Source organism: Maribacter flavus, from assembly GCF_008386635.1.
GTDB lineage: Bacteria > Bacteroidota > Bacteroidia > Flavobacteriales > Flavobacteriaceae > Maribacter > Maribacter flavus.
On the sequence record NZ_VUOE01000005.1, the window covers coordinates 21,128 to 40,576 of the forward strand.

The 19,449-nt window shown below is 42.7% G+C and carries 15 protein-coding genes and 1 other RNA gene; 4 read left to right on the forward strand and 12 right to left on the reverse strand.

The window, feature by feature from the left end; translation table 11 throughout:
- Positions 1 to 27 precede the first annotated feature (27 nt).
- Complete coding sequence (locus tag F0361_RS18500) at positions 28 to 1,719, reverse strand: M23 family metallopeptidase (RefSeq protein ID WP_154920879.1); 1,692 nt, start codon at positions 1,717 to 1,719, stop codon at positions 28 to 30.
- Positions 1,720 to 1,909: 190 nt separating this feature from the next.
- Between F0361_RS18500 and F0361_RS18505 the strand changes: the two genes are divergently transcribed.
- From F0361_RS18505 to rny, 4 genes are all read left to right on the forward strand, one after another.
- Positions 1,910 to 2,200, forward strand: a complete 291-nt coding sequence (locus F0361_RS18505; RefSeq protein WP_138259692.1) for a hypothetical protein — start codon at positions 1,910 to 1,912, stop codon at positions 2,198 to 2,200.
- A gap of 11 nt (positions 2,201 to 2,211) precedes the next feature.
- Positions 2,212 to 2,508 (forward strand): cell division protein ZapA, encoded by a 297-nt coding sequence (locus F0361_RS18510; protein WP_138259693.1) that lies wholly within the window; start codon positions 2,212 to 2,214, stop codon positions 2,506 to 2,508.
- A 56-nt stretch (positions 2,509 to 2,564) separates the two neighbouring features.
- Positions 2,565 to 2,674: non-coding RNA, 6S RNA (ssrS, locus tag F0361_RS18515), on the forward strand.
- Positions 2,675 to 2,721: 47 nt separating this feature from the next.
- Entirely contained in the window at positions 2,722 to 4,290 is a 1,569-nt protein-coding gene (gene rny / locus F0361_RS18520; RefSeq protein ID WP_138259694.1) for a ribonuclease Y, read from the forward strand.
- Between the two features lie 400 nt (positions 4,291 to 4,690).
- Here rny and F0361_RS18525 read toward each other — a convergent pair whose 3' ends face one another.
- The 11 genes from F0361_RS18525 to F0361_RS18575 all read right to left on the reverse strand — a co-directional run.
- A complete protein-coding gene (locus tag F0361_RS18525) occupies positions 4,691 to 5,296 on the reverse strand; it encodes a MarC family protein (protein WP_138259695.1) in 606 nt (201 codons plus the stop codon).
- 1 nt (position 5,297) lies between these two features.
- Positions 5,298 to 5,819: a DUF3124 domain-containing protein gene (locus F0361_RS18530; protein WP_154920880.1), complete on the reverse strand. Its 522-nt coding sequence runs from the start codon at positions 5,817 to 5,819 to the stop codon at positions 5,298 to 5,300.
- Positions 5,820 to 5,888: 69 nt separating this feature from the next.
- Positions 5,889 to 7,934, reverse strand: a complete 2,046-nt coding sequence (locus F0361_RS18535) for a DUF349 domain-containing protein (protein ID WP_154920889.1) — start codon at positions 7,932 to 7,934, stop codon at positions 5,889 to 5,891.
- Between the two features lie 150 nt (positions 7,935 to 8,084).
- Complete coding sequence (locus F0361_RS18540; protein WP_154920881.1) at positions 8,085 to 8,846, reverse strand: shikimate dehydrogenase family protein; 762 nt, start codon at positions 8,844 to 8,846, stop codon at positions 8,085 to 8,087.
- Positions 8,818 to 9,837 carry a DUF368 domain-containing protein gene (locus F0361_RS18545; RefSeq protein WP_154920882.1) on the reverse strand — a complete coding sequence of 340 codons (1,020 nt, stop codon included), beginning with the start codon at positions 9,835 to 9,837 and terminating at the stop codon, positions 8,818 to 8,820. The genes F0361_RS18540 and F0361_RS18545 overlap by 29 nt, the downstream gene beginning before the upstream one ends.
- 12 nt (positions 9,838 to 9,849) lie before the next feature.
- Complete coding sequence (locus F0361_RS18550; RefSeq protein WP_154920883.1) at positions 9,850 to 10,764, reverse strand: DUF368 domain-containing protein; 915 nt, start codon at positions 10,762 to 10,764, stop codon at positions 9,850 to 9,852.
- Positions 10,765 to 10,783: 19 nt separating this feature from the next.
- Positions 10,784 to 12,187, reverse strand: a complete 1,404-nt coding sequence (locus F0361_RS18555) for a tetratricopeptide repeat protein (RefSeq protein WP_154920884.1) — start codon at positions 12,185 to 12,187, stop codon at positions 10,784 to 10,786.
- A 103-nt stretch (positions 12,188 to 12,290) separates the two neighbouring features.
- A complete protein-coding gene (locus F0361_RS18560; RefSeq protein WP_154920885.1) occupies positions 12,291 to 13,466 on the reverse strand; it encodes an aspartate aminotransferase family protein in 1,176 nt (391 codons plus the stop codon).
- Between the two features lie 12 nt (positions 13,467 to 13,478).
- On the reverse strand, positions 13,479 to 15,167 hold the full coding sequence (locus F0361_RS18565) for an OstA-like protein (RefSeq protein WP_246160936.1): 1,689 nt from the start codon (positions 15,165 to 15,167) through the stop codon (positions 13,479 to 13,481).
- Positions 15,168 to 15,325: 158 nt separating this feature from the next.
- On the reverse strand, positions 15,326 to 16,315 hold the full coding sequence (locus tag F0361_RS18570; RefSeq protein WP_154920886.1) for a ThuA domain-containing protein: 990 nt from the start codon (positions 16,313 to 16,315) through the stop codon (positions 15,326 to 15,328).
- Positions 16,316 to 16,425: 110 nt separating this feature from the next.
- The coding region (locus F0361_RS18575; protein ID WP_154920887.1) for a PVC-type heme-binding CxxCH protein at positions 16,426 to 19,449 on the reverse strand (3,024 nt) is incomplete at its 5' end.

Here is a 19,449-nt window from a genome sequence, read left to right on the forward strand (position 1 = left end):
AAATGATGTTCCTAAGCTTCAAAGACTTTAATTTCTGTAAAAAGGTGTGGCCAAGGTACTGGTATTACCCACATTATCAGTAACGGAAACTTCCAGTACACATTGCTTTTTATCCAAAATTGAATCGTCAAAATTATAGGTAAGCGTATTCGTTTTTGGCTCATACTCCATCAATATCCATTCCCCGTTGAGCGTGGCGGAATAACTGTCCACCCCGCTGAGGTCGTCCGAAATATGGACGCTGAGATATCTGTAGTTGTTTAGCCATTGTTTTTCCTTAAAGTTCTTTGTACGTATGGTAGGAGGAACGGTATCCTTTGCCAAGGTATAGGTGCCCAGATTTCTAGTCCTTGCCGTAAATGTATTTCCCCGTTTATAGGTATTCAAATAACTAGGGTTCAACCGATTATCCAATCTTGCTATGAACAATTGTTTTCGTTCTTCTTCCGGATATTTATCCACGTCAAAGGTGATAGTGAAATTCCTGTGCGCTGGAACGGTGTTCCTATGGATGGTAACCGTATCCTGGCCTTTTTTCAATTCGATGTAAAAGTCCTCGTAAAAAGTATTCTCGGGGAAATAGACCTTTGCCCCGCCAAGGTCATAGTTGTTGGGTTTCTTGGCGATAACATAATAATCCGTCCGGTCATCCTCCTTTTCAATTTTTATTTCTTCCTTTTTCCCTTCCACGGGAATGTTGAGGGTAACCTTGTTCCCTTTGAAGTCGGAAATCAGTAGTTGCAGGTTATAGCTCAAACCCTCGCTCACCTCAATAATGCCATTATTATAGAGTTCTTCGTAAATGCTAAGGTAATTTCCAGGGGATTTGAATAATTTTTGGATTCGTTCCCTATAGCGTCCAAGGTGATCATAGTCGATGAGTGTATTGATATACCTAGTTTCGCCAAAGGAAAAGGATTCAAAATCGTAGGAGCAGTATGTTTTACCGTTTACCGAAAGCGATACGGCGTAGACGCCATTCTTGTTCGCGGCCATATCTAGACGGTCATATCCCACAAAACCGACGCCTATTTTTCCCAAGGCGTTTACGGTGCTCGCCAAATAGGTACCGTCCGGTTGCCGACTAAAATTGACCTGGATCTTTTCCCGGCTCTGGTTCACTTGCGAATTATCGGAAAGTGGATAAACAAAAAGTTTTTCCAAGGTAGGGTTTGTGGCATCTGGGATATCGATTCCGTAAAGCATTGGATTGGTGGGTTTTTCCGAAATACTACTGCGAATTTCAAAATGCAGGTGCGGACCAGCGGAACCTCCCGTATTTCCACTGTATGCGATAAGCTCACCTTTTTCTATTTTTAGTTCGCCATAATCAGGGAAGGCCTCAACTTCAAAGGATTTTTTATCGTACTGGAGTTTTTTTACATATTCCTCTATTCTAGGGGAAAATTTCTGAAGATGACCGTAAACCGAGGTGTATCCGTTGGGGTGCGCGACATACAGCACCTTGCCATAGCCCCAGATGGAAACCTTTATCCTCGTGATAGTACCATCGGCTATACCATATACTGGCAGCCCTTCACGTTGTTGTGTCTTGATATCGATACCCCCATGAAAATGATTGGAGCGAAGTTCACCAAAAGTACCGGCCAAAATAAGCGGGATATCCAACGGGGACCTAAAAGCGTCCTGGGGATAGTTTTCTTGGGTGAAACCAAAAGTGGAAAATAATAATAGGAGTCCAAGGGTAAATCTTTTCATAGCAATGTTACGTTGCTACGAAAATAAATAATAGGCTTCAATTGGAGAAAGCTCCGTATGCCAAAAATGAAATTGGCCCCAACGCTCCTATTTATTGAGGTTGTCCAAATGGCCAAAAGAATATTTCTGAAAAGTATTGCTAAGTCAGCGAACGAATGTTAACTTTGTGTAAATCGCATCGAATTTTTGTATGGGCGAATTAATTCAAATCGTTGATTCCTTAGAGAATAAGATTAGCAAGTTGCTCCATAGATTGGAGGTTTTGGACAGGGCTAACAAAACGTTGGAGAATGAATTAAAAAATGTACGGTCCAATCAGGAAAATGCCCGTAAAACGGTGTCTGAATGGGAGGAGAAGTACAATTCGCTCAAACTGGCAAATTCAATGCTTGGCAGTAATACAAACAAAACAGAAGCTAAGCTTAAAATAAATACATTGATAAGGGAGTTGGACTATTGTATAGCACAGCTTTCTGAATAATGTAACATACTATGTCTGAAAAGCTCAAAATAAAGCTCTCCATTGCTGACAGGGTCTATCCATTGACCATTGACCCAAGTCAGGAGGAAGGTTTGAGAAAGGCGGCCAAAAATATTGAACAATTGGCCAAAAAATTTGAGCAGAACTATGCCGTGCGGGATAAGCAGGATGTATTGGCCATGTGCGCCTTGCAGTTTGCCTCCAAAATTGAGCAGAAGGGGATAGAACAGACAAAGGGCACCAAGGAAGCAGAGGAGCGTTTAAAGGCGCTCGCGGAACTGGTAAATTTGCAGCTTGCATCAAAATAAAAACGTTCTTTTAAATACATTAAGTTACTGCCCACATTGGTAATACCTTTTGACGAACTCAACATTAATTAAGTTAAAAAGGGTGAGTTTAGATTGTAAAAGCAGGCCTTACTCGTATAAGGATCCTTGATCAGTCTGTTAGCCCTAAACCTGTTTATCGGAGTTTGTACAAAACTTCTCCAATGTGGGCTTTTTTTTTTTAAATATAACAATATGGATAGTACAATGATTATTATAGCGGCCATTGTTGGTTTGGCCATCGGTTTTGCCATCGCCAAGTTTATGGAAAAGGGCAAGGCCTCCAAAACCATCGCCAACGCCAAGAAGGATGCTGCCCAAATTTTGAAAGAGGCCAAGATAGAGGGAGAAAACATTAAAAAGGATAAGATACTACAGGCCAAGGAGAAATTCTTGGAGCTTAAGGCGGAACATGAGAAGGTCATCATTGGGAAGGACAAGAAAATAGGGGAGGCGGAAAAAAGGACACGAGACAAGGAGTCTCAAGTGAGTAGCGAACTTGCCAAGAATAAACAGCTCAATTCCCAACTTGAAAACAAGATGAAGGAAGTTGAGCATGCCAAGGAGTTTTTTGAAAAGAAGCAGGCCGAAGTGGATAAGCTCCATAAGAGCCAAGTGCAGCAATTGGAGGTCATTTCCGGTCTTTCTGCTGATGAGGCCAAAAGTCAATTGATCGAGAGTTTGAGGGATACGGCCAAGTCCGATGCTATGGGCTATATACAGACCACGTTGGAAGAGGCCAAACTTACCGCCCAGCAGGAAGCTAGAAAAATTGTTATCAATACCATACAGAGGATTGGAACAGAGGAAGCGGTGGAAAACTGTGTATCCGTTTTCAATATTGAATCGGACGATGTTAAAGGTCGAATCATTGGTAGGGAAGGAAGGAATATACGGGCATTGGAATCAGCTACCGGAGTTGAGATTATTGTAGATGATACACCGGAGGCAATTATTCTATCTTGTTTTGATTCCGTACGAAGGGAAGTGGCCAGATTGTCCTTGCACAAGTTGGTTACCGATGGAAGGATACATCCGGCAAGGATAGAGGAAGTAGTTAAAAAGACGGAGAAGCAGATAGAGGCCGAAATTGTTGAAATTGGGAAACGTACGGTTATCGATTTGGGTATCCATGGGCTACATCCAGAATTGATCAAAGCCGTGGGAAGGATGAAATATCGTTCCTCTTACGGGCAGAACTTGTTGCAGCATTCCCGCGAGGTTGCGAAACTTTGTGGCGTTATGGCATCCGAATTGGGCTTAAACCCAAAAATTGCCAAAAGGGCCGGTTTGTTGCATGACATTGGAAAAGTGCCCAACACCGAGGCCGAAGTTGAAACGCCGCACGCTATATTGGGTATGCAGTGGGCCGAGAAATACGGTGAAAAACCAGAGGTATGTAATGCCATTGGCGCCCACCATGATGAGATTGAAATGAAGACACTTATATCGCCGATCGTCCAGGTATGTGATGCCATTAGTGGTGCGCGTCCCGGAGCAAGAAGACAAGTGCTGGATTCCTACATTCAACGTTTGAAGGATTTGGAGGAGATTGCCTTTGGTTTTGGGGGTGTTCAGAAAGCTTATGCCATACAGGCAGGGCGGGAGCTGCGGGTAATTGTGGAAAGTGAAAAGGTCAGCGATGAAAAGGCCGCACAATTGTCTTTTGAAATTTCGCAGAAAATACAAACGGATATGACCTATCCAGGTCAGGTAAAGGTAACGGTGATACGGGAAACAAGGGCCGTGAACGTTGCCAAATAAATCGGCAAGGAGGCTATAATGCCTCCTTTTTACTTTTGTGATTCCCTGTTAATCCATAGCAATAGGGAATTTTTTTGTTCAAGTGTGAGGGCGTTATTTTTTCCTTTGGGCATTTTGTTTTTTACAAAGACCTGCTCATTGATTTTAGACACCAGACCGTTCATGTTATCCAATGTAAAGTGATCAAGCCTTTTCCTAGTCATATGGCAGAAATTACATTTGGAATCCAAAACGGAAAAGGCCTTGTTTTGAATGGGATCCTGTGGCTCAACCGAAATGGGTAATTCCGAGGGTCCGGTTAGAGCATCAAAACAAAAATGTATTCGGTCGTTGTAGAAAAAGTGAACCCAAATTAACAATGGAAAAATAAAAACCTTGCTTTTGACCATTATGTATAATTCTAATGGAAAAAATCCTTGAGGCCGTCCAAAATGCTTTGCACGGCATAAGAGGCCAAAATTAGTCCCATAATCTTACTGATTACCGTAATGCCATATTCACCGATTCTTCTTTGTACTATGTTGGCGGCAAGTAACAACAAGCAGGTTAAAAATATGACTACCAAAACCAAAACGGTAGTTATTACTTGCTGATTCAGAGCGTATTTGTGATTGTCAGTCATCAAAACAACGGCCATGATAGCACCAGGGGAAGCGATGCTTGGTATTGCCACCGGGAAGATAGTAACATGTTTGTAATCCGAGATTAAATGCTTTTCCGATTCTGGTTTACCGTCGCCAAAAATCATGGTCAAGGCAAAGAGAAACAAAATAACGCCACCCGAAACTTGAAAGGCATCTAGTGAAATCTCCATGCCTTCAAGAATAAGTTGGCCAATGACGATGAAGAACAATAATATGAAGAAGGCGACAATGCAGGCTCTTACTGCAATCTTTCTCTTATGAAGCCTGTCAAAGTGTTTGGTGGCCTCCAAATAGACGGGAACTGAACCTATTGGGTCAATTACTGCAAAAAGAAAAAGGATGGTAGTGATTATTTCCTTCACATCATTTTATTTGGTGTCCTTGGGTAGTAAATGATAAACCTTGCTGTCCATAGGTTGAAATCATTACTGCTTCAAAAATAGGGTAGGTGCTCTCAGGTTCAATTGCCCAATCGAAAATAAAATTAGCTCCAGTGCCCCCCTTTTTATCAAATTCCGCAATGACTATTTCCAACGTTTCCAATTCGGAAATTTCTATAGGTTTGTTGATATAGGAATGTATTTTATTTCCGTGGGTGTCAAAATAGTCGGCTTTTAAAAGATAGAGCTTCCTTTTGTCATCTGTATTGCGTATGCTTACGGTCGCCGTTAAATCAATGGAGGTATGCTCCGTGTAACTGTATATCTGTGAATAAACGGATAAGTAAGTGCTTCCGGTAAGCAATGAATCTTTTTGGCCAAGATTCACTTCCTTACTTCTCCAATCAATTTTGGACAAAGGTTCCTCGGTTCTTTCCTTACCGGAATTACAGCTGATAAGTCCAACGAAAAAAAGAAGCATTAAACTAACTATTCGGATTTTCATATCCCGTATTTTTTTGGTGGAACAGTAAAGTGTATAACCATAAAGAACTGTAAAACAGGAAGTATTGGATTATTCCTCTTCAGGGGCGTCGTTAGCTTCTTCGGCATCCTCCTTTTCCAAGTTGTTCCTTAAGATATTCAACTTCTTAAGTTTCGTTTTCCAGGAGTCCAAGGCTTCCTTATGTTTTTCAACCCGGTTGATTACATCTTGGACCAATGGATTGTTTTCGGAATCGTCTGAAAAAAACTGTAGGTTATTCTCAAGCTGTATTATTTCGTTTTTGCTTTCCTCGATTTTTTTCTTGATAAAGCTACGTTCCTTTTGAATGGCTATTTCTTGGTTGTCCTCTTCCTTGAGCTTTTGAATTTTATTTCCATATTTCAACAACTCCGATTCTTGGGGGCTTACCTTTAATTTATTGAACAGGGCGTCGACTATTTTATGAAACTTTTGATTGATGTTTTTTTGTTTGAAGGGAACATGGCCAATGACCTTCCATTCCTCCAGCATTTTTTGGATTTCCTTTATGTCGCTTTCCTTTTTATCGCTCAGTTTGAAATCCTTTAGGCTTGCAAGGATGGCCTCTTTTTTATTGAGGTTCTCCATCTCCTCCTTATAGGAATCGTTTTTGGAGGCATGTAATCTATCAAAATAATGGTTACAGGCAGTCTTGAAATCCTTCCAAAGTTTATCCGAATATTTTCTGGGGACATGACCAATTTTTTTCCACTCGCTTTGAATGCGTTTCATTTCATTGGTCGCGGTTTCAAAATCTTCACTGTCCTTGAGAGAAACCGCTATATCCAATAAGGCCCTCTTTTTGTCCAAATTGTCCTGTTGGTCCTTTTTAAGGTTTTTATAAAACGCGTTCTTGTTTCGGTTAAAGGAACGCACCGCATTCTTAAAGGAACTCCATGTCTTATCATTTTCTTTTTGGGGGACCTTTCCCGCCTTAAAGAAGAGTTCCCTAAGTTCTTCCAGATGCTTGATCTGCTTTTGGATGCCCCTGTGATTGTTGGCCACATTTTCCGAAAGCTTAACAATTTCCTGGATTATTTCGTTTTTCCTTTCCAGATTTTTCTCGCTTAGTTTGTCCAGTTCCTTAAAATACTCCTGCCTTCTTTCATGAATGGCCTTGGTAGCACCGCTAAAACGCTCCCATACTTCTTCCCTATGTTCCTTGCCCACGGGTCCAATGTCCTCCTTCCAAATCTTGTGCAGCACCTGTAGTTCCCTAAAGGCTTTGTTGAGGTCCGGCTCCACGGCAAGGGCTTCGGCACGTTCCACGATTTTGAGCTTTTCCTCCAGATTATGTTTGAAGTCCAGATCTCTGAGTTCCCGGTTCAGGTGAAGGAAATCATAAAAAATCTCGATATGGTGGTGGTAGGTTCGCCACACATTGTTGTATTCGGCTCTGGGGACCGGACCGGCATTTCGCCAATTTTCCTGAATCTCCTTAAAGGTTTTGTACGTGGTGTTCATATCCTCTTCCATGTTTACCAGACCTTTCAAGCTCTCTATAAGTTCCAATCTATACGCCAAATTTTCCTTATGGCTTTTCTCAAGGTTCTTGTAATACTGGTTTCGCTTTTCCTTGTAATCCGTATATACCTCGTTGAACTGACGCTTGGTAACGGAATTGTACCGAAAGTCGATTTCATTGCCTCCATTGGCCACGAAATCCTCTTTTTTCTGTTCGATAAAATCCTGAAACTTCAGATTGAATTCGTCCTTAATGGTGTCCACATGCTTCCTAATGGCCTGTACTTTCTCGTTCCTGACCAATTTTTGAAGTTCACCAACGAGATTTTCCATGGACATGGAATGGTAATCCAAAAACGGAATTTCATGTCGCTTTTGGGTTTCCGTATCCTCGGCATCTTCGGCGTTGCTTTCATCGATTTCGTCCTGGACATCCACCTCTTTTTCGGAGGCTTCCTCTACCGATTCGGTATGTGTCTCTTCCGATTCATTCGATACAAGGGGTTCATTTTCAGCATTGTCGGTTCTTTCCTCGGTAGGTTCTTCTAGAATGGAATTATCGGCCTTTACAACTTCGGTCTTTTCCTCGGCTACGTTTTCTTCGGTTATTTTTTTCTCGTTTTCTTCAGACATCATGGAAAATTAGTTGTCTACAAGATAGTGACAACCTAAATAACTGCAAAGTATATGGGTTTTCTTTTTGTGGGCCTAGAATACACCTATGGTTATGCTAAATGTAACATAGTTAAAACCATAGTGTTGGAAAACGATTATGGAAACCAATCAATAGTCCTTTGCGTTCCAGATTTCCCAAGCGCGTTCGGCCTGTAGTTCCAACATTTTCAATCCGTTCAATATGACAGCGCCTTGGGCTTCCCCCAATCGTAGAAATTCCGTTTTTTCCGGATTGTAGATTAAATCGAACAGGAGGTGTTTTGGTCCCAAATAGGCATAGGGTAGGGCAGGTTTGTCCATTATATTGGGGAAAGTACCCAAAGGAGTACAGTTTATGATCAACAAATGCTCTTTTATAATTTCTTCCGATAGCTCTTCGTAGGTAAAATCACCCGACTTTGATTTTCGTGAAACAAATGAAAACTGGATGCCTAATTGCTTAAGCACAAAGGCAATGGCCTTGGATGCGCCACCTGTTCCCAATATCAATGCTTTTTTGTGGTAGGTTTTGAGAAATGGTTCCAAGGATTTTTGAAAACCATAGGCATCGGTATTGTATCCCTTTAAATGATTTCCCCGGATTTTTATGGTATTTACCGCGCCTATTTCCGCTGCCGATGCATCAAGGGCATCCAAAAATGGAAGCACTTCCCGCTTGTAGGGAATGGTAACATTTAAGCCGATGAGATTTTCGGTGTTGGAAATGACCGATTCAAAGTCCGCTATCGACGGGATATCGAAGTTTTCATACCGATGGCTGTCCAGACCAAGTGCCTCGAACTTTTTTGAAAAATAACCTCTTGAAAAGGAATAGGAGATATTTCTACCCACCAACCCGAATCTATGCAAACCGTTTCCTGTTTTTTCCATACCAATCCAAAAGTAACAAAATACCAACACCCAGAACTATGAAGAAGAAGGCCCACCAGGTTTCGGTCAACCCAAGATCTGGAAGATAGCGTTCGTAGTTCATGATGATTTCTTTTCCGTTGGAGTCCAAAAGAATAGTACCATCAGCGTCCTCCTTAAAAATTGTTTTTTTCCAAGGCCATACTACGCCCAAAGATCCCGTTATAAACCCTAGAATTACTGCTGTGGAAATATGTTTGTAATGTTTTAGCACATAACTGAGAATATGTGACAAGGTTACCAATCCGGCCGCCGATCCCAAGGTGAATACCGCAAGAATCTTCAATGTCCTAAGGCGTTCCGCATTGGAAACGAAACTGAAATCCCCCACAAACACCTCTGAAAAAGTGTCGTAGAGAGCGTTTACGGAATCTACCAGAAGCAAAACGTAATTACCTAGCAAAATCAGGATGAACGAACCCGATAATCCGGGAAGTGTCATACCCGATACACTGATCATGCCACAGAAAAAAATGAACAACAGATTATCGTTTTCCTTTGCGGGACTCAAAAAACTAATGGCCACGCCTACGGCAAGCCCCAATAGGGCGGCTGGAACCGTTTTTTTTGTCCAATGCCCAAAATCCTTTCCAATGTAATAAATGGACCCTATGATCATCCCGAAGAAAGCCGCCCAAACATAAAGTTCCTTTTTGACCAAAAAATAATCGAGCACTTTTGAAACACTGAAATAGCTCACCAACATCCCGAAAATTAGGAGAGAAAGGAAAGAGCCGTTGATATATCTGTAGAAACTTTTGAACCTACCAGCGATCAGAAGCTTAAAAGCCTTGATATTTACCTTTTGGAGGGAATAAATGAATTCTTCGTAGAATCCGGCAACGAAGGCCACAATACCGCCGGACACTCCGGGCACTTTATTGGCGGCGCCCATACATAGTCCTTTGACCACTAAAAATAGTTTGTCCAGTAAAGTTCTAGTATCGCTCATTTGGGACCTTGCCTATTTTTTGGAAGCTGTTCTTTCCAAGATAAAAATAAGGGAAAATCCTATGAGGGCCGCAAGGATGGCATATAATATTTGGGGATCACCCTCATAGTTGAAAGGGGAAGTATTGGTGTCGATAACCACGGTTTTTTCTCCAAAAACCCTAGTTTCCAAGATGCGCTTCCATGGCCAAATTTTATTGAGGGATCCTAGAATGAAACCCGTTAATATTGCCAAGGTCAAATTCTTATAATTGGTGAACATCCACTTTAGCAATCTTGCAAAACTCAACAGCCCGAAGACAGCTCCCAGACCCACAGTGATGATTATTGCAAAATCCTTTTCATGTACCGCGTCCAAGATGGTTTTATAGGACCCTAAAAGCACCAAAATGAACGCTCCTGAAATTCCGGGCAAAATCATGGCACATACGGCCAAAGCTCCAGAAAGAAAAAGATACGGAAGGCTGTCAATATTATCGCTTGGTGGGAGGGTGGTAATGTAAAATGCAACAAAGGCTCCCAATATCATGGCAAAAACGATTCCAAGATTCCATCGTTTGATTTCCTTGCCCACAAAAAAAACACTGGCCAGTACCAACCCAAAAAAGAAGGACCAGAGCAAAATGGGCTCGTTTTCCAATAACCAACTTACCAAGGTCGCCAGTGAAAAAAGGCTTATAAAAATGCCGATGAATAGAGCCAATAGAAAATTTCCATTCACGGATTTCCAAACGGCCTTAAAACCATCCTCTTTCCACGTATTTAATAATCCAAGATTAATATTGTTGATGGCTGTAATCAACTCTTCGTAAATCCCTGAAATAAAGGCAATGGTGCCGCCGGAAACGCCGGGTACTACATCGGCCGCCCCCATGGCCATTCCCTTAAGTGTTATGAATAGGTAGTCTATTAATTTTCTATTTCCCATACAATTTTGGAGTGAAACGTCAAGAAGCTTTTTTGTAGTTCGCTAAAATAGTATTAATCCACTCTGAATTGCTGTATTGGGGAAATTGTTTATTAAAAAGTTGGAGTTGTTTTCGTTTTTTGTCGAGTTTCAGGGCATCCAGAAGGCATATTCTGGCATTGATAAAATCTTTAATGATTAAGTTAAACCCAACCGATTTATAAATAATTTTCAAATTTTTTGGATAAAACTCCCTTCCTTGCGCCAGAATTTGTAGGGCGGACAATGTGTCTCCGTTATAGTGCGCTACATCGGCCCATTTTAACCACGTGTCCAATTCATAGTTTCCTAGATCTACCACCTGCTTGTAGGCGAAATCGGCTTGGTCGTAATTTTCCAAAGCGTAATTGATATTGGCACATTTCTTCCAATACAACGGATTTTCCCCGTCAATGTTCAATGCCTTGTTTATGTAATAAAGGGCCTTCTCGTAATTCTTATTATTGTAATAAAAATTGGTAATGGCCAACCAACCTTTATCCAACAAAGGATCTTCGTGAACGGTTTGGTAGAAATAGTATTTGGCCATTTCCTTGTTCTTCAACTTTTCATAGCACTTTCCAATACGTAGGAATGCATGGGAGGTAGGATCCTCAATATTGATGGTGGTCTCGTAATTCTCTATGGCCTCCTTGTATTTCCCTAGTTTCTCCAACACTTTTCCTTTTTCAAAGTAGGCCCCTATGAAGGTGTCATCGGATATTATGGCAAAATCGAATGCCGTTAGGGCTTCGGGGAACATACGCTTTTCGTAGTACTGCTTGCCCAATTGATGCCAAGCAACTTGACAATATGGATTTTTGTCCAGGTATTCGTTGAGATAATAAATAGCACCGTCGTAGTCTTCCAAAAATTCAAAGCAATAAATGACGTTGTAGAGCGACGAATAATCCTCGTTATCGAATTCAACACAGCGCATAAAGCTTTCCTTCGCCAATTTAAAATCGTCCATGAACAAATATTCCATGCCTAAGAGGGAATAAATGTCAAAAGAATCGGTCGTTAGTTCCAAAGCCTTTTGCAATAGGGAAACCGCTGCCGCGTGATTGTCCTTTTTTGAAAAGATATTCGCCCTTTGGATGTAGATTTCCTCATTGTTCCTATCCAACATCTCCAGTTCGTCCAATAATTTTTCGGCGTTTTCCAAATGGTTTTCAAACACCATGACCTCCACCTGCAAAAGTTTCAGTTCAATGGAACATGGATGCTGTTGTAAACCTATTTTAATACCTTTTTTGGCTAGGGAAATCTTACCGTTGTTCAGGTAGTGGTGCACTATGTCCTCAAAGTCCTCCGCGTCAAAAAAATAGACGTCATCGGTCTTAAGCATAGATTCAAACTTGGTAATGGGCTTGTCAGGTCTTTCGTTAGATTCTAACGCCATAGGAACGTTTTGGTTAAACTATGGATTTAAAATTAATCTTTTGTTGGTGCTTAGTACCCCAAATAGGCGGTATATTATTAACAAATTAGTTAACAAAATATTGTCAGATTCTGTCAAGAATATCAAGAATAACCCTACACCCCTTGCGGATTTCATCCATGGAAATGGTCAATGGAGGAGAAATACGTACTGCCCTTTTTTCAAACAACAACCAAAATAAAATCAGGTTTTTCTCTTTGGCTTCTAGCACCAATTGATCGGCTATTTCCGGAGTTTCCATAATCAATGCCAACATAAGTCCCTTTCCGCGTATCTCCTTGATTTTGGGGTGCTTCAAACAATCCCTAAACAGTTTTTCCTTTTCCAAGGTATCTTCGATCAAGGTTGTTTGCAATAGGGTTTTGAGCGTTGCCAAACTGGCGGCGGCTATCACGGGATTTCCTCCAAAAGTGGTAATGTGTCCCATCTTGGGACCGTCGCTCAGGGTATCCATGATGGTCTTACTTGCAATGAAGGCACCTACCGGCAAGCCGGATGCCATTCCCTTGCCTAGTACCAGTATATCCGGTTCACAATCAAAATGTTCAAAAGCGAAAAGTTTGCCCGTCCGGCCAAAACCGGGCTGGATCTCGTCCAATATCAACAGGGCACCTACCTCTTTACATCGGTTGCCGATTTTTTTGAGATAGTCGTTTTTCGGCAAAATAAAACCCGCTCCTCCTTGGATGGTTTCCAGCACCACACATGCCGTTTTCTCGGTAATTAATTCAATGTCGTCAATTTTATTGAATCTAATATGGCGTACATCTGGAATCAAAGGTCTAAAGGGGGCCTTACGTTCCTCATAGTCCATAAGACTCAAACTACCCATGGTGTTGCCATGGTAGGCGTTATGCGCCGCAATAATCTGTGACCGCCCCGTATAGCGTCTTGCCAATTTAAGGGCTCCCTCCATGGCCTCCGTCCCGGAATTCACCAAATAGGTCACTTCCAGGTTCGCAGGTAGCTGTTGTTGCAATAATTTGACGTATTCCGTGGCAGGGGATTGGATATACTCCCCGTACACCATTACGTGCATATACTCCTGTGCCTGTTTTTGAATGGCCGCTACCACTGCTGGATGGCAATGCCCCAGACTGCAGGCGGATACCCCGGCAACAAAGTCAAGATGGGCATTTCCTTGGACATCGTAGATGTAGCTCCCTTGGGCATGTGAAATTTCAATCCCCAACGGATGCAGGGAAGTCTGTGCCTGATATTTGAGGAAATCCTCTTTCATGAATGGGGTCGATTATTTTCTTGAAGCATTTTTTTGCCTTGGATCCGTAGCCTTGGTATTGGGAAGGTTGTTCACGGGGTCGCTCTCATTTTTGCTCCGCTCCTCTTCTTCGGCATCAATATCTATGGGATTGTCAATTCCCCGGATGGTGACCAACTCAATGTTGTTATCGTCCTCATCAAAGATGTCGTCCTTGGTCATGATGCGTTCATCGCCCCGCCAAATAAAGCCTTGGAGTTTTCTACTGTTTTCCGGGAGTTCCGCTTCCGTATAGATGGTTCCATCGGGATTGGTAAAAAACGTCAGGTCCTCTACATCGTTATTGGCCATGGTTATTCTGATGGCACTACAGACCGTTTTGTCAATGCCAATAAGCGCATCGTCATCATTGTACATGTAGTAGATTACCTCCGTATTCTGTACCAGGTCGATAATCTTTAATTCGTTTTCCACGAACTGACCGTACAGATTGATGCCCTTCGCCTGATTATACCCTTTTTTACTGATGCTGTCCAGAGAAATGACAAAGGCATTTTGTAAAACTTTTAATGAATCCAACTTTTCCGTTTCCAAGTTGGAAATAAGATGGATACTGTCGCCTGTCATCTGGTTGGCCCCGTTCCATAAAATGGGATTTTTAATCAGTTGGGTAATACCCGTTTTTTCTTCGGAATGAATGGAATCACACTTGCCACTAAGGTCTTTTTTGAAAAACTTGGCGTTTCTAAACGCACGCGTAATCCTAGCCTCCGGTTTACCGGTAACCATCAAGGTATCGCCATGGACATAGAGCGAATCCAGTTCTTGAACCAAAATAGAGACAGCCCTTTTTGTCGCAAAAACCGAATCTTTCGCTTTATGGACTTCGGCATAGTGAGCTCTTATTACTCCATTGTTTATGGTGTCCGTAACGGTGATATTGTTGGTGGCTGATGCGAATTCCCTGGCCTTGTTAAAATAAACGCTATCCCCCTCTACGATGCGATTATTATAATTGATTTTGGTATTTTTTATGCCGTAACCACTCTCCACCTTGGTGTCGTAAAACCCCCGTTCGCAGTAAATTTTATAGGTTTCCCCAACAATGGTGGACGGCCCATACATATAGGCATTTTTGGAAGTCGTGTAATAATCCAGTTGCTCCGAATCCAAAATATATTCAGGATTGTCAATATGAACGCTGTCCAAGAACTGATATTTTTTCTGTTCCATGAAATACCGACCTATTCTGCTGGTCAGGGTATTGGCCGAATCTATTACGGTGCCATTATCTTGGTAGTAGGCTTCCTGCTTGATACGGTCCAACCGAAGTGTATCGGTTCGTAGGGTCATATCGGCGTTTTTTAACACGACATTGCCCCAGGCTTTGGCCAATTTTTCATCTCCCTGATAATTGATTTTTTTGGCCGTCATTTCTACGGAATCGCCTTGTTTTAAGAGCACGTTGCCAATCGCCTCCAGCCGATTTTCACGCTGAAAATAAATGGCCACGTCGCACCATAGGTCGGCCCCTTGGTGTTCAAATTGGACCTGTCTTTCATCCTTGCTAAAAATGGAGGCACCGGGATATTCGGTTTCGTTTTTGGTGAAGTTGGCCCCATAAACAATATTGATTTGTTTAGGTTCCTCTGGGGGTTCCTGCGCAAAAACGGATATGCTTACAAAAAGGAACCAGGTTCCCAATACGGTACTACGCAACACGAATTTTTTTTTTCAAAAATAGGATTTTTAGCGGTGGCTGGCACATCCTTAGCATTCTTTTAGGAAACCTGGATTCCTATTCGTTTCCTTTGGGAACTAAGTTCGAAACTCAGTTTTCCAATAATAGCTGGACTATTGTTAGTGCCGGTTTCTCGCCATTAGTGTATGGGTTTTGGCTTTTGGTTCAATTTGTACTTTTGGCCAAATCCGGAATTGTTGGGTTCATAGGGACTCGCCAAGGTAACGTTCACCCCATCCTCAGGAATCTTATCCTCTTTCCCCAATGCCCAAAAAATTCCGTTAATGGCAATTTTGCGCACCTGCGGAAGTTTAAAATCATAAGGGTGGCCCAAGGTGGTAAAAAATACGCGCCCTGCTTTCCCACTGTTACCGGTATAACTTTTGGTCCAGGCTACGGGGTTGGTCAGTGGAAATTTATCCAAATTTCCATCTATTTCATGTTGGGACTTGGTGGAGTATCCTTTTAGAATAGGTTTTGAGTCGCCATATAAACTCCAATCCCCACCATCCACATGATAGAGCCAGGAATATGCCTCAAAAGGTTTAAACCCGTTGAGGATGGCATTACTGGAATCGATGGCGGATATATTCGTAACGGGAAATTTGCCGTCGTCAAAATGACCGTGGTGGGTAATCCATTGCTGACCGAATACTTTGGTAGGCCATTCATTGTTCCAGTATTCCAAGGTTGAATCATCGTATTTGAAGGCGTGGGTCGATGTTCTAAAGCCTACGATCGGTTTTCCAGATTCCACATAGTTTGAAATGTAATCCCGTTCTTCTTTGGGCAATTGCCTGTATCGGGTAAAGATCACCATTAAATCTGCATCTTCCAATGCTTCCAAATTTGAAATATGGTCCAATCTGTTGGGGTCTATAGTCCCAGTGGAGTCCAAAGCATAACAAACAGTGACCTTGGCGTTCAATTCCCTTTTAGCTATGGCCGCCAGCATGGGCATGGATTCTTCGGAGCGATATTCCTCGTCCCCGGTTACGAACACGATATGTGGGGGATTTTCAGTTTTCTTTTGTGCCAATTGGGGCTCCTTTTTTTCCTCCTTGCAGGCGAAGGCCAGTATCATAAAAGCAAATACCATTAAGTGTCTGAAATTGATTCGTTCTTTCATACTTTTAAGATTAGGTTTAGAGCTTCATTTTTAAACATTTCCTTTTGTAGAGGTATTTAACTTACCATAACAAATCCCTCGATGAGGGTTTCATGGTCTTCATTTAAATACTATTTCATAGGATGTTCCTTCAACAATTCATCCGGGGTGTAAAAATCGTTTCGGTCTTTGGTGGCTTCCCTGACACGTTGTACCGTTTCGGGTTGTACGACAGACGCTTTGTTTCCAAATGCATTGCGCACATAGGTCAGTACCGCCGCGATTTCCTCATCGTTCAATAGACCTTTAAAAGGCATCATAGGAACCTGACCGTCATAGTGATTGCCCATGACGTCCATGGGCCCGTACAGGCCATGTAAAGCCAATTTAATAAGTCTTTCTTCATCGCCGGTAACCCATTGTTGATTTACCAAAGTTGGATAGCCAGCCTGTTGAAGACCGGTACCACTTTCTTGGTGGCAGGTAATGCAATAGCCCTCCGTTTCATAAATTTTCTTTCCTTGGGCAAACACCTTTAAATCCTCCCCTTCAAGCGTAGTGATGAGGTTTTCTTCTTCTGTGGTGTCCAAGAAGTTACCGGTAAGTCTTGTTTCGGCGAACTTATAGGAATCTTCCATCCATCGGTCCAAAGGATGTTGACCCGCAATTTCCAGAATTTCCAATCCTTTCTCTTTTGGTAACCAGGAGGCGGCCGTTATAGCTTCCAAGCGTACACGGCCATGTGCATCGGCAGCCGCTGTCTTTAAAAGTTCCTGTGCATTGTCCAGTTGATGTCCCATATATCTGAGAACGCGTACCGAGGCTGCCCTGACCCTATGGTCCTGCGATTGCAGCAGGCTTTCAAGCAGGTTTTTGTCCACCTTGTTCAGTCCCCAGGTTACCCATAAGGCTTCCAATCTGTGGTGTTCAAAATTTTCCTCCGATGCATCTAGGTTGTTTACCCACGTTTTTAATTTTTCCAGAACTTCATCTGTATTCCTGGCCCTAAGTTCGCGTCGGGTTCTGTATCGGGTCCTATATTCTGGCAGTTTTAGGTTCCCCAATAAGGTCTCTATGGATGCCCCGTCGATTTTGGCCGGTTCCACCAAGGGTCTGGAAGGATAGGTGATCCGGTAAATCCGTCCGTGGACATGATCACGTAATGGGTCCCGTGCATTGTGTTGCATATGGCCGATGAGTACATTGTGCCAGTCTACCACATACAGGGAACCATCTGGGGCGAATTCCATTTCTACGGGTCTAAAGTTTTTGTCCTTACTGCTGATGAGGTCCAGCCGATGTTTTGTTTTATATCCCGTACCATCTTCCATCACTTGATGTTGCTTCATTCCCAAAAACCCAATGGAATTGGCAAGGATCATATCTCCTTGTACTTCGTCTGGAAAATGTCTACTGGAGATAAATTCCATGCCGGAGGTAGGCCGTACCCGATGGGCCTCCTCGATAAGGTCCTCTGTCAACGGAGATGCTACACCATAAATCGGTTTTAAGGTGCTGGGCATCATCCAATTGACCGTTGGCCCGGAAGTATGCAGGAAAAAGTCCTGTCCCCAATCGTCAAAAGCGATTCCCCACGGATTGGGAATACTCACCTGAACGGCGCGCTCCAATTTTTTTCGTTGCGGATTGTATCGGTAAAAGCCGCCGTTGGTGCCTCGCACGGGACCGTAGGAAGTCTCCACGTTGGTGTGGAGAAAAACTCCTTCGGCCATATAAAAAGCCCCGGAAGGATCCGCACAGAAAGCGGAAATGGCATGATGGGTGTCATGGTCATCAAAACCGCTTAGCAGGATTTCGATATTATCCGCCTTGTCATCGCCATCGGTATCGGTTAAAAGTTTAAGGTTCGTTCCCTGACTCAGGTACACCCCCTCTGGGGCAAACTCAAATCCTATGGGCAAATGAAGGCTGTCCGCAAAAACCGTTTGCTTGTCCGCTTTTCCATCGTTATCTGTATCCTCAAGAATGATCAGTTTATCGTTCGGTTTGGCATCGCCTACACGATAATGTGGATAGGAGGGCAGGGTAGCCACCCATAATCGGCCTTTATTATCGAAGGAGATTTGTGCGGGGTTGGCCAAATCCGGAAACTCCTTTTCGGAAGCGAACAACTCCACTTTATATCCCTCCGGGACCGTGAGTGTTTCCAATGCGTCCTCCCCGTATTTGTAACTGATCATTTCTCCTTCGTCAGCTAGATTGTAATTTGTTTCTACTTCGGGGAGTACCGTGGTCCTGGCATCGGCCATAGAAATATCATAATTCTTATTTTTGAGGATGGACCAGATGGCGGTATCCCTGATTGCGGTCATTTCCCTGACCTTCAATTTTTCATAGGGATAATTATCGGGTCCAAACGGGTCGTACCTCCTTCCATAGGCATGCACCCCGTTGGGAATTTTATAGTCATTATGCCAATAGAAATTCTTTTCGTTAACCATTTTGTTGATGGCCATTCGTTTAGAGGCGCTACCGACTTCGGGGATTCCTGTAAGCTGTTCCACAAGGTAGGCAGCAAATTTTTGATACCCTTTTTCATTTAACTGAGAACCATCTATCGTGTAGTCATCATTATCTGCAAACCACCCTAAGGTCGGCGTATAAACATCTATAAAGGGTACTTGGTTTTCAAGACTTACCTCTTTTATGGCATCTGTATACAACCTAAGATTTTCATTCTCCTTTTGACCGTTGGGTAGGTCCAGCTTTTGGGAAAGGTCCTCAAATGCAATTGGGGATATAAGGACCAGTTTTGGACTTGTTTTTCCATTATAGACCTGATTCTTGGTGTGTTGGATAAAGGCCTCCAATTCACCTTTAAAATTATCCAACTCCTCTGGACCTTCAAAGGATTCGTTATAGCCAAAAAATCCAAGAACGATATCCGCCTCCAATTGTGTCAACCATTCATCCGGAGAGGGGAAAAATCCTTCGCTGCCGGAATTTTGGGCCAGTTCCGTTTGGAATTTCTCCGCGCCAGGAAACGCCCATGGATTGTTTCTGGACGAATGTGGCCTGAACCCGGGGGTGTTTCCACCATCGCACATGTTCCGTATCCGCAGGGAGTCCTTTGGGAACCTCAATTGCATTTCGGTCTCAAAAAAACCGTAATTCAGCATTCTGGAACCTAGGTT